The sequence below is a fragment of the Streptomyces sp. NPDC059010 genome (genome assembly GCF_042740355.1).
Lineage (GTDB): Bacteria > Actinomycetota > Actinomycetes > Streptomycetales > Streptomycetaceae > Streptomyces.
In genome coordinates, this window is sequence record NZ_JBHYJA010000035.1 from 52135 (window position 1) to 64113 (window position 11979).

Below are 11979 nucleotides of genomic sequence, written 5' to 3' on the forward strand. Positions count from 1 at the left end.
CCGTGCCCGGCCGGCGGGACGACTGAGCAAGTGCGCTCGATGTGATGCATGTGGTGCCGGCCCGTGATGGGGCGGCACCACATGCACCTGCTGCGGAGGCTGTCAGTACTCCGTCGCCGGTGTTCGGGTTGCAGCGGGCGGCCGGGCGCCGCTGCGGTAGGTGGAGATGCCCAGCGCCAGCAGCCAGTAGCTGAGGACCGCCCCCATCAGGGCGGTGGTGCCCCAGCCGTTGGCCGCGTAGAAATGCGCGGGGTTGTTGCCGAAGAACAGGGACGGCACGAAGGCCAGGTTGATCCCCGCCAGTGCGTAGGCCGACCGGCTGGTCCAGCGCGGCAGCAGGTTCGTGCGCGAGACGATGAAGCCGACGGTGGTCAGGAACAGTGCCAGCATCAGGCGGGAGATCGACCCGTACAGGATGTATGTGCCGCTGACCGCGATGGTCGGGTCGATCGGGTGGTCGGCGGCGATGACCGCGCCGGCTTCCAGACCGCTGGAGACCAGCGTGATCGTCGCATAGACCAGTCCCGTGGTGAAGGCGATCGAGCCGGCCCACTCATAGGCCGGGCTCACCCGCTTGACCAGTTCCCGCAGGGAGGTCACGAACACGACCAGGCAGGCCAGGGCGACGATCCCGATCAGCAGCCTGCTCAGCACGTTCACGTCCGGTGGCGGGCCCGAGTAGACGAAGTACAGGGGCACTTCGATGATGAGGGCGGCTGCGGCAGCGATTCCCGCGACGCCGGTCAGGCGGCGCGCGAAGGTTTCAGTCATGGGTGTCCCCCGGGGCGATGCGTGTGGTGGATGCGCGTCGGTCCGTTTGCCGACGTGTGAATCCTGCCGCTCGCGGAGGGCGTCGTCGCTGGCCCTGAACACCGAAAGAGGGGTGGTCCCAACACCACCGCCTCAGTGGGGGCCAGACGGATCGTCTCAACGAGAGCCAGTTGACCGCCGGCCCACATGCGGGCGCCTCTTCGGTAGAGCGTGGTTACTGATCACGCGGAAGAGGAGAGCTGTTGGCGTACCCATTCGGGATCGGGGTTGGTGTGTGGCTGGCCCGCCACGACGACGGTCGGCACGGTCTCGTTACCGTCGTTGGCTGCTCTCACCGCTGCGGCTGCAGCCGGGTCGCGCCAGATGTTGACCCAGTGCAGCCGGCGGGAGCTGCGGCCCAGCCGGATGCGCAGTCGGATGCAGTACTTGCAGCCCGGCCGCCAGAAGACGACCGGCCGGCCGTCGGCCGCGCTGCGGCGTTGTGCCTCCAGCGCGCCGATCGATCTCGGGAAGATCAGGGGCGAGTTCACGCCGGCGAGCGCCAGGAACGCCAGCAGGAGTGCCGCGGCTGTGCCGGGGCTCCCCTTGAAGATCAGCCCAGTCGCGACGGCTGAGCCGCTGAGCACAAGCAGCATCGGCAGGATCCACGCGCGCATCATGGTGACGCAGGCTATCGATGAATCGAAATACTCCTCGAACTAGGCCCCTCACCTGGGTGTTCGCCGACCGGAGACCGCTGGACATGGCTGATCATCGCCGCCCACACCCAGCTCCGGCTCACCCGCGAAGCCGCAGCGGACCTCCGCCGCCGCCGGGAGAAGCCGGCCGAGCCCGCACAGCTCACCCCGGCCCGAGTCCGCCCGGGGTTTCGGAACATCCGCCCGCACCTGCACTGTCCGGCCCGTGCGCCAAAACGGTAGGACAAGCTCAGCAGGCGTCCCGCATCAGCTCCGCGAGGTCGCGGTCCAGGTCGAGCTGGAGGTGCTCCAGGCCGAGGGGGACCAGGTCGCTCGTGGACTGCAGGAAGCGCCGGACCTCGTTGCTGCGGATGTGGATGACCGCGGTGCCCTCGGGGGCATGGAACTCCAGGACGGTGCGGTCGAAGCCGTACGGTCTCACCCGGACGTCGCCGTGACCCTCGGGACCCTCCAGGCCGGCGAGGAGCAGCTCGCGGCTGAAGGTCCAGCAGACCTCAACGCCCTCCAACGTGGCCGGGGCCGGGAAGGTCATGCGGACGGCGAACGGGTCGCGCCGGTCGTAGTGAAGGGTCGCGGGAATGCTCGGCATCCGCGGCGCGGCGGCGACGAGACGGGCCTCGACGGGCTGCTCGATGAGGGTGGACAACGCCTTGCTCCCTTGTGACGGCTGGACGAACATCCGGGCGGACGAGACCGGGCACTGGTAGAGACGATGGAATCGGCCAATCCGTGCACACGAATGTCGAGTGACCTGTGTCACCGCCTTCATGCACGGGAGTGAGGGATTCGCCCTCCTGTGCCGGGAAGGGTGCTTGTCATCGACAGTCATCGCCTGTTGTCCCCTGTGGTCACCCGTGATCGTCCGTGGCCTTGGCGTGGTCCTGGCGTGGTCTTCCGGGGTTGGGGTGGCCATCTGGACGGCGCCGTGGCAGTCGGCTAGCTTCGCCCGCCATGAGGCGTTCGGGGAGCACGCGACGGTTGGGGCGTACGTTTCGGACAGTGGCCGCGGGGGTGGCGTGCGGGGCGGCGATGGCCGCGCTGACGGCCGTACCCGCGCAGGCGCACGAGCCGGAGCGCCGGGGACCGCACTGGGAACTCAAGGACAGCGGCACGCCCGAGGTGCGGTTCCGGGGGCTGGCGGCGGTCAGCCGGAACACCGCGTGGCTGGCCGGAACCCGGGGCACCGTGCTGCGCACCACCGACGGCGGCGCGAGCTGGCGGAACGTCTCGCCGCCCGGCGCCGGTGAGCTGCAGTTCCGGGACGTCGAGGCGTTCGACGCGCGGCGGGCCGTGGTGCTGGCGATCGGCGAGGGCGAGGCGTCTCGCGTGTACCGCACGGACGACGGCGGGGCGACCTGGACCGAGTCCTTCCGCAACACCGACGCGAAGGCCTTCTACGACTGCATGACCTTCTTCGACCGCCGCCACGGCCTGGCGATGAGCGACCCGGTCGACGGCCGGTTCCGCATCCAGTCGACCAGCGACGGCGGCCGTTCCTGGAAGGTGCTGCCCAGCGAGGGGATGCCCGCAGCGCTGGAGGGCGAGGCCGGTTTCGCGGCGAGCGGGCAGTGCCTGGTCAGTTCCGGGCCTAAGGATGTCTGGCTGGCCACCGGCGGGGCCGCACGCGCGCGCGTGCTGCACTCCGGCGACCGGGGGCTGACGTGGACGGCTGCCGACGCGACGATCCCGGCGGGCGACCCGGCCCGCGGCGTCTTCGCCGTCGCCTTCCGGGACCGTACGCACGGCCTCGCGGTCGGCGGGGACTACCGCCCGGACCAGACCTCGCCGCAGGCGGCAGCCCGCACCGCCGACGGGGGCGCCACATGGCGGCCCGCCGCAACGCCGGTGAACGCCTACCGCTCCGGCGTGGCCTGGCTCCCGTACAGCCGCAGCGCCGCCCTCGCGGTCGGCCCCACCGGCACCGACCTGACGACCGACGGCGGGCGCACCTGGCGGACGGTCGACAGCGGTTCGTACGACACGGTGGACTGCACGCCCGACCTGGGGTGCTGGGCGGCGGGAGAGAAGGGGCGGGTCGCGCGACTGGAAGGCTGACGGTGGAGCGCGTCGGGGCGGGAGGAGACCTGACGCCGGAATGCGGGTACTCGGACGCGGACCGCGAGAGGAGTGACCGACATGCCACGCGGTTCGAGTGCCAAGCGTGAACGCCAGTACGAGCACATCAAGCAGAGCGCCCAGGACCGGGGCGAGAGCGCCTCGCGCGCCGAGGAGATCGCGGCGCGGACGGTGAACAAGGAGCGCGCCCGCTCGGGCGAGTCGAAGACCGCCAGCCGTACGTCCACCCAGGACATGTCCTCCGGCAAGCGGGGCGGCCAGAGGTCGGGCAAGGGCTCCCAGGGCCCGACCTACGACCAGCTCTACGAGGAGGCCAAGCGCCGCAACATCCAGGGCCGTTCGGACATGAACAAGAGCCAGCTGAAGCAGGCTCTGGGCGGCAAGTGACGAGGCTCCTCAGCCGAGCGTCTCGCGATACCGCTCCAGCGCCGGCGCCGTCTTCGTGGCGACGAACTCGGTGATGCGATACGCACACACACCGGCACCGACGAACGGATCCGTGGCGGCGATCTCCTCGATCTGCCCGCGGCTCTCCGCGACGGCCAGGATCACCCCGCCGTCGCGGGGGTTCTTACGCCCGGACGCGAGAAACACCCCCTTCTCGTACAGCTCATCGAGCCACGCCACATGCGCCTCCAGCACGGCGTCGACGTCCTCGACAGGGGCGGTGTAGGTCAGCTCCAGCACGAACATGATCGCGAGCCTACCCCTGGGCCCGGGGCGCCCGTCCGTGCCCCCGTACGCTCATGCCCACCATGACGACCGTAAGCATTCCCGCGGGCTGGCCCGCGACCGAGGAAGAGGCCCGCGCCGTTCAGGACGAGCTGCGCGAGCGGGTGGTGCTCGACGAGCCGGGACCGCCGCCGGGCACCGGGCACGTGACAGGCGTGGACGTGGCCTATGACGACGAGCGCGACGTGGTCGCGGCCGCGGCGGTCGTGCTGGACGCGGCGACCCTGAAGGTCGTCGCCGAGGCCACGGCCGTCGGCCGGATGTCCTTCCCCTACGTGCCCGGCCTGCTCGCCTTCCGCGAGATCCCCACGGTGCTGGCCGCCCTCGACGCCCTGCCCTGTCCGCCCGGCCTGGTCGTCTGCGACGGCTACGGCCTCGCCCACCCCCGCCGCTTCGGCCTCGCCAGCCACCTGGGCGTCCTCACCGGCCTGCCCACGATCGGCGTCGCCAAGAACCCGTTCACCTTCACCTACGACGACCCCGCCACCGCACGCGGATCCTCCGCCCCGCTCATGGCGGGCGACGAGGAGGTCGGCCGCGCCCTGCGCACCCGGGACGCGGTCAAGCCGGTCTTCATCTCGGTCGGCCACCGCGTGAGCCTCGACAACGCCTGCTCCCACGCGCTGGCCCTGACCCCCGAGTACCGCCTGCCCGAGACGACACGCCGCGCGGACTCCCTGTGCAGGCAGGCGCTCAAGGAGGCGACCCGTCCGCGGCCGGAACTCGCCGCCCGAGCTGCGGCGGATCCCACCCGCACATGGGGACGTTCCGTGTTCGAGCGCCAGCCCCTGCCCGTGAGCTGGGCGGGGCGGGTGCTCGCGACAGCGGCGGAGGCCCTGGGCCGGACCCCGGAGATCGACGCTGCGGTGGAACTCGCGGCCGACCGTGCTCGGTGGAGCCGCGGACGCGAGGTGTTCGAGCTGGTCCGCGGGCGGGGGCACGATGCCTGGGAGCACCCGACGGAGCAGCAGCGGCTGCTGCTTCGTCTCGCGGAGCTGGTCGGCAAAGTCGCCCACAACGAGGCGGGGCCCGCTCCCTTCTTCGACCATCACGCGGGCTGGCAGATCGGCCCCGTCGCCGTCCGGCTCGCGACCTTGGCGCCCGACCCGTCCGTGCGGGACCGGATGGCGGAAGCGCTGGGGGAGTGGCCGCCGACGGGTGACGCCGATCGATGACGCCCACGGGGAGTCCCGGCTGAGTACGTCGTCTGAGTACCTGTACGGATGCCCATCCCGGAAGTGATCGGCAGGCTGTGCCGCATGACGACGCACCGCTCCCCGAAGCCCCTCGCCGACCCCGACCGCCCCGTCGAGCGGGCCGTGACGGCCGCGCTGGTTCTGGCCACGCTGGCCGGGCTCGGCTGGATCGTCGGGATGATCTACACCATTGCGGGGTGGCCGCTCTAGGGCCCGTACCTGCAACGCCCCCCCCGCAGGCGCGGGTGGTGCCCGCGTCGAGGGCACGGCGTCAACTGGTCAGCTCGTAGATGCTTTTCCCGGTCAGCCACAGGCCGATCACGACACTGCCGAACACGATCGCCCGTTCCGAGTGGTCCTCCATCCAGGAGCGCATCTCCCGCAGCCGGTGTCGGGCCGACCCCGGTTTGAGGACCAAGTACATTTCGGCGGTGAGCAGACTGGCGGTCGCGATGGTGCAGAACGCGAACAGCACCAGCCAGGTCGTGGGGTGGGAGCCGTCCGCTTCCATCACGGTCACGGCGCCGGCAGCGACAAGGCCCCAAGGCTGGAGCAGGACGGCGAGTACCGCCGCCGGCCAGATCGCGCCGCGGTCCATCCGGGCGGTGAGGAACGCGGACGACTTCCCGCGCGACGGCGAGGCGACGACGCCGGACGGGTCGACCCGCACCGAGTCGTGCTGCGGCCCCTCGGCGATGTCGCCGCGCGGCGTGCGGTGGCGAACGGGCCGTCGGTGCCGGCGGAGGCCGTACACGACCAGCAACACTCCGATGAGGATCTTGACCGCCAGGCTCGCCGTGGACGGAGATGACCTCGGGTCCGGAGGCTGACCGCCGGTCAGCGTCAGGACCAGAGTGATCACCACGACGAAACACGCCACCCATCCCGAGATGAAGGCGATCCCTGTCCTCACGCCTCTGGCGGATGCCACCACCAGGACGAACGCCATGAGGGGCAGCGGGTCGAGCGTGATGGCCAGGGCGATGAGCAGCAGGTCGAAGACCATGGGGCGATCCCATCGGGCACCGTACGGGTCGAGCGTATGCGCGGCCGCACCTCCCAGCATCTCCTGACGGGCGACCCTGTGTCCCAGGCACGTCTCGCGCGGTGGGGTGCCGCCGCCCGCTTCGTCGCGCACCCTGGAGGTCGGAAGGAGCGGCTCGATGGGGACTTTCGCACGGGTGCCGTCGGCAGCGGGGATCGGAACACCATGCCCAGGCTCCACCCGCGCCGGCCACTGAGGCGGCGCGGGGGCGGGGGCTCCGGCAAGCCGCCGAGCCGGCCCGACGAGGTGGGAAGTGAAGCCGCCGACCGCCGGCGGTTGCGCTCCCCGCTGCGCGCGTCATGGTGGCGCGGCCGTTCCCGGGAACTGACCGCCTGGCTGAGAGCCGTCCACGCGCGGGTGGAGGCCCGCTTTCCGGTCGTCACCGGGCTCGTGGACCGCATGGTGTCGGTGAACATCTTCGACTCCGCCACCCGCATCGCCGCGCAGTGCTTCCTGACCGCCGTCCCGCTGCTGTTCGTGCTGGATGCGTACGCGCCGGAGGCGGTGCAGAGCGAGGTCGCCGATGCGGTGAGTGCCGTCTTCGGTCTTACCGGGCAGGCGAAGGCCCAGGTGGAGCAGGCGTTCCAGCCCCCGACCGACGAACTGCGCCAGGCGACCGGCCTGGTCGGCGGGCTGATGGTGCTGCTGTCGGCGACCGCGGTGAGCCGCGCGGTGCAGCGGCTGTGCAGACGGGCCTGGCTGCTGCCCCGGGGAGGGGCGAAAGTCGCTCCGTGGCGGTGGCTGGCATGGATCGTCCTGTGGCTCGGCGCACTGGTCGTGCAAGGGCTGCTGCACGACGGGTTCGGCCTGGGCGCGTGGCTGGGAATTCCGGTCGTCCTGGTCATGGAGGTGGCCCTGTGGTGGTGGACCCAGCATCTTCTGCTGGGCGGCGTCGTCCGCTGGGCGCCGCTCCTGCCAGGGGCCGTGCTCACGGCGATCGGGGTCAGCGCCTTGTCCGTGACCGCGCACTTCTACATGCCACGGGCGCTCAACCGGGCACTGGCCGAGTACGGTTCCGCGGGTTCGGTCTTCGTCCTGCTGTCCTGGCTGATCGTCGTGTGCGTCGCCGTCGCCGTCGGCCTCAGCGCGGGCGCCGTACTGTCCCAGGAGCCCTTCCTGAAGCGCCGCCTGGGAACCCTGACGTCTCCACCCTGACGGGACCGTTCGCGCGGCGGACCGCACGGCGGGGAGCACTCGATCGCATCGGGCGGATGCAGCGGTGGCACGGCGATGCCGCCCGGCGGGAGGTCTCCCGCCGGACGGCTGCGGAGGCCGACCGCTGGATCTGTGTGAAGACGGGCCCGGGCCACGCGGACCGGCCGCCGCAGAATCGGTTCAGCGGCTCGCCGCCAGCCGGAAGGTGATCCCCGCCGCGCGCAGTCGGTCGATCAGCGCGTCGCCCATCGCGACCGCCGTCGTGACCTGCCCGGCCGTCGAGGGCAGGTCGTCGAAGGCCAGGGAGAGTGCCGACTCGGCGAACATCTTCGCCGTCTCGCCGTAGCCGGGGTCCCCGCCGGCGACCTCGGTGAACACCCGCCGGCCACCGCCCTCGCCGACGAAGCGGACCGAGAACCAGCTCTTCGCGCGCTTCTCGGCGCTCGGCCCCTCACCGGGCTTGAGCCGGTCGGACAACCAGCGCCGGGCGGGCGGCAGTTGGGCGGCCGTGAAGAGCGCGCCCATCGCCGCGACCCCGCCGACCGCGACGGGCAGATGCCGTACGGCGGCGAAGTGGCGGTAGCGGAAGTCGGGGCCGTAGCGGTCGAGGGCCCGCGCCGAGCGCTTGACGATCTGCGGGTCGATCGTCGGCAGCGGCACCGCCCACGCGCCGACCTCCTTGGCGAACCGGGGCGTGCCCGTCGGCGCCAGCGCGCGGCGCCCCATCAGCCGCGGCTCGTGGCGGGCCCGGTCACGGGCGGCGGCCAGCATCTGGCGCCCGCGCGAGAACTGGTTCAGCGCCGACGCGAACGTACCGCCCGAGAAGGTGGCGTCGGCCGTCACGTACCCGTCCACCGCCAGCGGTACCCCCTCCGGCAGCTGCTGGACCGTGAAGTACGCGCCCAGGTCGTGCGGGATCGAGTCGAAGCCACAGGCGTGCACCAGCCGGGCGCCCGTCTCACGCGCGCGTGCGTCGTGCAGGACGTACGTCCGGTCGACGAACTCCGGCTCACCGGACAGGTCGAGATAGTCGGCCCCGGTGTCCGCGCAGGCGGCGACGAGGTCCTCGCCGTACATCACATAGGGCCCCACCGTCGTGGCCACCACGCGCGCGTGCTCGGCGAGACGGCGCATCGAGGCCGGATCGGCGACGTCCGCCTCCAGCAGCCCGATCCCCTCGCCGCCGGGCAGTGACTCGCGCAGCCGCTCCAGCTTCTCCTTGCCGCGGCCCGCGATCGCCCAGCGCAGCCCCTCGGGCGCGTGCGCGGCCAGGTACTCCGCGGTGAGCGTCCCTACGAAGCCCGTCGCCCCGAAGAGCACGATGTCGTACGGACGATCCGTCCTGTTCAGCCTGGTCATGACACCCCTCGGTCTCGCAGCACGCGCCGTTGTCGGTGGCCGAGGCTAGCGTGAGGTGTGCGGAGCCCGACGACGAGCCCGGAGGTAGGCGGTGGCCGTGCCCAGGAATGCCCTGAAGAAGTGGGAGAAAGTGCGCGAGTTCGCCCTCGGGCTGCCGGGTGCCACCGAGGAGTTCCCCTGGGGTGAGACGGTCGCGAAGGTCAACAAGAAGGTGTTCGTCTTCCTCGGTGTCGACGACGGCAGCTATCCGCTGGGCGTCACCGTGAAGCTCAAGGACGAGTCGGCCCACGCCCATGCCCTGACCTGCCCGGGCGCCGAGCCCGCCGGATACGGTCTGGGCAAGTCGGGCTGGGTGAGCATCCCGCTGGAGCAGAAGGACGCCCCGGCGGCTGAGCTGCTGTGCGACTGGGTGGAGGAGAGCTACCGCACGATCGCGCCCAAGCGGCTGACAGCCGAGCTGGACGCGCCCTGATTCCGGCGGCGCCGGTTCGCAGACCGCGTTCCGGCGGGTAACTTCCTAAGCGCTTGCTCTTGTATCCGCTGGGGCACGTTCTTAGCATCACTGGTGTTACATCGGTTGTGTCACACCAATGGGGGCTGGATGACAACGGCAACGACGCCCGGGCACGGCCCGCTCACCGGCGTGCGCGTGGTCGAGCTGGCCGGTATCGGGCCCGGCCCGTTCGCCGCCATGCTCCTCGCCGACCTGGGCGCCGACGTCGTCCGCGTGGACCGGCCCGGCGGCACCGGACTCGCCATCAACACCGAGTACGACATCACCAACCGCAACAAGCGCTCGGTGATCATCGACCTCAAGGCTCCCGACGGCCCCGCGCGCGTGCTCGACCTCGCCGCCCGCGCCGACATCCTCATCGAGGGCAACCGCCCCGGCGTCGCCGAGCGCCTCGGCGTCGGCCCCGAGGACTGCCACGCCCGCAACCCCGCGCTGGTCTACGGCCGGATGACCGGCTGGGGCCAGGAGGGGCCGCTCGCCCATCGCGCCGGCCACGACATCGCGTACATCGCGCTCACCGGCACCCTCGGCATGATCGGCGACCCCGACGCACCGCCGGCCGTCCCCGCCAACCTCGTCGGCGACTACGCGGGCGGCTCCCTCTACCTCGTCGTGGGCGTCCTCGCCGCCCTCCACCACGCGCGCGCGACCGGCACCGGCCAGGTCGTGGACGCCGCCATCGTGGACGGCACCTCCCATCTCGCCGCGATGATCCACGGCATGCTCGCGGCCGGCGGCTGGCAGGACCGGCGCGGCGCCAACCTGCTGGACGGCGGCTGCCCGTACTACGGGACGTACGAGACCGCCGACGCCAAGCACATGGCGGTCGGCGCCCTGGAGCCCCAGTTCTACGACGAGTTCCTGGAGCTGCTCGGCATCACGGAGTTCGGGTCCGCCCGCAAGGACTGGGCCCGCTGGGGCGAGCTGCGCGAGGCGGTCACGGCCCGCTTCAAGTCCCGTACGAGGGACGAGTGGACGGCCGTCTTCGAGGGCTCCGACGCCTGTGTGGCCCCCGTCCTGTCCCTGCGCGAGGCCCCGCAGCACCCGCACCTCGCCGCCCGCGGCACCTTCACCGACCACGGCGGCATCACCCAGCCCGCCCCCGCGCCCCGCTTCTCCGCCACCCCCACCGCCGTACGCACCGGCCCCGCGCAGCCCGGCGCCGACACCGCGCAGGTGGCCCGCGACTGGGGCGTACCCGACCTCATGACGGGCCTCGAAACAGACGGCCCCGCAACGAAGGGCCTCGCATGAAGCGGCAGATCTTCGCCCCCGAGCACGACGCGTTCCGCGCGACCGTGCGCAGCTTTCTGGCCAGAGAGGTGCTGCCGTACTACGAGCAGTGGGAGAAGGACGGCATCGTCTCCCGCGACGCCTGGCGCGCGGCCGGCAAGCAGGGCCTGCTCGGCTTCGCCGTGCCCGAGCAGTACGGAGGCGGCGGCACCGACGACTTCCGCTACAGCGCCGTCCTCGCCGAGGAGTTCACCCGCGCGGGCGCCCCGGGGCTCGCCCTCGGCCTGCACAACGACATCATCGGCCCCTATCTGACGAGCCTTGCCACCGACGAGCAGAAGCGCCGCTGGCTGCCCGGCTTCTGCGACGGCACACTGATCACGGCCATCGCCATGACCGAGCCCGGCGCCGGCTCCGACCTGCAGGGCATCCGCACCCACGCCGAGGACCACGGCGACCACTGGCTGCTCAACGGCGCCAAGACGTTCATCTCCAACGGCATCCTCGCCGACCTGGTGATCGTCGTCGCGAAGACCACCCCCGAGGGCGGCGCGCGCGGGTTGTCGCTGCTCGTCGTAGAGCGCGGCATGGACGGCTTCGAGCGCGGCCGCAACCTCGACAAGATCGGCCAGAAGGCGCAGGACACGGCCGAGCTGTTCTTCCACGACGTGCGCGTGCCCAAGGAGAACCTCCTCGGCGAGTTCAACGGCGCGTTCGTCCATCTGATGACGAACCTCGCCCAGGAGCGGCTGAGCATCGCCGTCTCCGCGATCGCCGCCGCCGAGCACCTGCTGGAGATCACCACCGAGTACGTCAAGGAGCGCGAGGCCTTCGGCCGGCCGCTGGCCACCAAGCAGCACATCCGCTTCGAGGTGGCCGAGATGGCCACCGAATGCGCCGTCACCCGCACCTTCCTCGACCGCTGCATCGAGGACCACTCGAACGGGGAGCTCGACGCCGTCCACGCCTCGATGGCCAAGTGGTGGGCGACCGAGCTCCAGAAGCGGGTCGCCGACCGCTGTCTGCAACTGCACGGCGGCTACGGCTACATGAGCGAATACCCGGTCGCCCGTGCCTTCACCGACGGCCGTATCCAGACCATCTACGGCGGGACGACCGAGATCATGAAGGAGATCATCGGCCGTTCCCTGCTCGGCTGAGGCTCTTCCGCCCGGCTGACCCTCACCCCCGAAAGGCTTG

The 11979-nt window shown here is 71.5% G+C and carries 13 protein-coding genes and 2 pseudogenes; 9 read left to right on the forward strand and 6 right to left on the reverse strand.

Going from position 1 to position 11979, the window contains the following annotated elements; translation table 11 throughout:
• Positions 1–102: 102 nt before the first annotated feature.
• Positions 103–771: a hypothetical protein gene (locus ACFWYS_RS31910; protein ID WP_384776277.1), complete on the reverse strand. Its 669-nt coding sequence runs from the start codon at positions 769–771 to the stop codon at positions 103–105.
• A gap of 221 nt (positions 772–992) precedes the next feature.
• On the reverse strand, positions 993–1430 hold the full coding sequence (locus tag ACFWYS_RS31915; RefSeq protein WP_384776279.1) for a glutaredoxin domain-containing protein: 438 nt from the start codon (positions 1428–1430) through the stop codon (positions 993–995).
• 72 nt (positions 1431–1502) lie between these two features.
• On the opposite strand from ACFWYS_RS31915, the pseudogene ACFWYS_RS31920 reads away from it, so the two are divergent.
• Positions 1503–1685 (forward strand): annotated as a pseudogene (locus tag ACFWYS_RS31920) (transposase); the annotation flags it as partial.
• Positions 1686–1698: 13 nt separating this feature from the next.
• Here ACFWYS_RS31920 and ACFWYS_RS31925 read toward each other — a convergent pair.
• The gene (locus tag ACFWYS_RS31925; protein ID WP_384776281.1) at positions 1699–2115 is read right to left on the reverse strand and encodes an SsgA family sporulation/cell division regulator; all 417 of its coding nucleotides are present in this window, start codon (positions 2113–2115) and stop codon (positions 1699–1701) included.
• A 383-nt stretch (positions 2116–2498) separates the two neighbouring features.
• On the opposite strand from ACFWYS_RS31925, the gene ACFWYS_RS31930 reads away from it, so the two are divergent.
• Together ACFWYS_RS31930 and ACFWYS_RS31935 are read left to right on the forward strand one after the other, a co-directional pair.
• Positions 2499–3524: a WD40/YVTN/BNR-like repeat-containing protein gene (locus tag ACFWYS_RS31930; protein WP_384776369.1), complete on the forward strand. Its 1026-nt coding sequence runs from the start codon at positions 2499–2501 to the stop codon at positions 3522–3524.
• Between the two features lie 81 nt (positions 3525–3605).
• Positions 3606–3932, forward strand: coding sequence for a plasmid stabilization protein (locus tag ACFWYS_RS31935; protein ID WP_384776283.1), 327 nt, complete (start codon positions 3606–3608; stop codon positions 3930–3932).
• A gap of 9 nt (positions 3933–3941) precedes the next feature.
• Here ACFWYS_RS31935 and ACFWYS_RS31940 read toward each other — a convergent pair whose 3' ends face one another.
• Entirely contained in the window at positions 3942–4238 is a 297-nt protein-coding gene (locus ACFWYS_RS31940) for a YciI family protein (protein WP_384776285.1), read from the reverse strand.
• A 62-nt stretch (positions 4239–4300) separates the two neighbouring features.
• Here ACFWYS_RS31940 and ACFWYS_RS31945 point away from each other — a divergent pair.
• Positions 4301–4984 (forward strand): annotated as a pseudogene (locus ACFWYS_RS31945) (endonuclease V); the annotation flags it as partial.
• Between the two features lie 552 nt (positions 4985–5536).
• Positions 5537–5683: a morphogenic membrane protein MmpA gene (gene mmpA, locus ACFWYS_RS31950; protein WP_164905106.1), complete on the forward strand. Its 147-nt coding sequence runs from the start codon at positions 5537–5539 to the stop codon at positions 5681–5683.
• Positions 5684–5744: 61 nt separating this feature from the next.
• Here the strand turns inward: mmpA and ACFWYS_RS31955 are convergent, their stop codons facing one another.
• Positions 5745–6479, reverse strand: coding sequence for a GAP family protein (locus ACFWYS_RS31955; protein ID WP_384776287.1), 735 nt, complete (start codon positions 6477–6479; stop codon positions 5745–5747).
• A 204-nt stretch (positions 6480–6683) separates the two neighbouring features.
• Here ACFWYS_RS31955 and ACFWYS_RS31960 point away from each other — a divergent pair, with 204 nt between their 5' ends.
• Positions 6684–7673: a YhjD/YihY/BrkB family envelope integrity protein gene (locus tag ACFWYS_RS31960; RefSeq protein WP_384776289.1), complete on the forward strand. Its 990-nt coding sequence runs from the start codon at positions 6684–6686 to the stop codon at positions 7671–7673.
• Positions 7674–7853: 180 nt separating this feature from the next.
• On the opposite strand, the gene ACFWYS_RS31965 is transcribed toward ACFWYS_RS31960, so the two are convergent.
• Complete coding sequence (locus tag ACFWYS_RS31965; RefSeq protein ID WP_384776291.1) at positions 7854–9032, reverse strand: saccharopine dehydrogenase family protein; 1179 nt, start codon at positions 9030–9032, stop codon at positions 7854–7856.
• Between the two features lie 91 nt (positions 9033–9123).
• On the opposite strand from ACFWYS_RS31965, the gene ACFWYS_RS31970 reads away from it, so the two are divergent.
• The 3 genes from ACFWYS_RS31970 to ACFWYS_RS31980 all read left to right on the forward strand — a co-directional run bounded on the left by ACFWYS_RS31970 (position 9124) and on the right by ACFWYS_RS31980 (position 11939).
• Positions 9124–9504 (forward strand): MmcQ/YjbR family DNA-binding protein, encoded by a 381-nt coding sequence (locus ACFWYS_RS31970; protein ID WP_384776293.1) that lies wholly within the window; start codon positions 9124–9126, stop codon positions 9502–9504.
• A gap of 129 nt (positions 9505–9633) precedes the next feature.
• Positions 9634–10800 carry a CaiB/BaiF CoA transferase family protein gene (locus tag ACFWYS_RS31975; protein ID WP_384776295.1) on the forward strand — a complete coding sequence of 389 codons (1167 nt, stop codon included), beginning with the start codon at positions 9634–9636 and terminating at the stop codon, positions 10798–10800.
• A complete protein-coding gene (locus ACFWYS_RS31980; protein ID WP_384776297.1) occupies positions 10797–11939 on the forward strand; it encodes an acyl-CoA dehydrogenase family protein in 1143 nt (380 codons plus the stop codon). Before ACFWYS_RS31975 ends, ACFWYS_RS31980 begins: the two co-directional genes overlap by 4 nt.
• The last annotated feature ends 40 nt before the right edge of the window (positions 11940–11979 follow it).

Excerpts from the sequence above, each read along its gene's own strand:
- ACFWYS_RS31980 (WP_384776297.1), top strand. The coding sequence starts at position 10,797 with ATGAAGCGGCAGATCTTCGCCCCCGAGCACGACGCGTTCCGCGCGACC.
- ACFWYS_RS31975 (WP_384776295.1), top strand. The coding sequence starts at position 9,634 with ATGACAACGGCAACGACGCCCGGGCACGGCCCGCTCACCGGCGTGCGC.
- mmpA (WP_164905106.1), top strand. The coding sequence starts at position 5,537 with ATGACGACGCACCGCTCCCCGAAGCCCCTCGCCGACCCCGACCGCCCC.
- ACFWYS_RS31915 (WP_384776279.1), bottom strand. The coding sequence starts at position 1,430 with ATGATGCGCGCGTGGATCCTGCCGATGCTGCTTGTGCTCAGCGGCTCA.
- ACFWYS_RS31960 (WP_384776289.1), top strand. The coding sequence starts at position 6,684 with ATGCCCAGGCTCCACCCGCGCCGGCCACTGAGGCGGCGCGGGGGCGGG.
- ACFWYS_RS31940 (WP_384776285.1), bottom strand. The coding sequence starts at position 4,238 with ATGTTCGTGCTGGAGCTGACCTACACCGCCCCTGTCGAGGACGTCGAC.
- ACFWYS_RS31965 (WP_384776291.1), bottom strand. The coding sequence starts at position 9,032 with ATGACCAGGCTGAACAGGACGGATCGTCCGTACGACATCGTGCTCTTC.
- ACFWYS_RS31910 (WP_384776277.1), bottom strand. The coding sequence starts at position 771 with ATGACTGAAACCTTCGCGCGCCGCCTGACCGGCGTCGCGGGAATCGCT.
- ACFWYS_RS31930 (WP_384776369.1), top strand. The coding sequence starts at position 2,499 with ATGGCCGCGCTGACGGCCGTACCCGCGCAGGCGCACGAGCCGGAGCGC.
- ACFWYS_RS31935 (WP_384776283.1), top strand. The coding sequence starts at position 3,606 with ATGCCACGCGGTTCGAGTGCCAAGCGTGAACGCCAGTACGAGCACATC.
- ACFWYS_RS31955 (WP_384776287.1), bottom strand. The coding sequence starts at position 6,479 with ATGGTCTTCGACCTGCTGCTCATCGCCCTGGCCATCACGCTCGACCCG.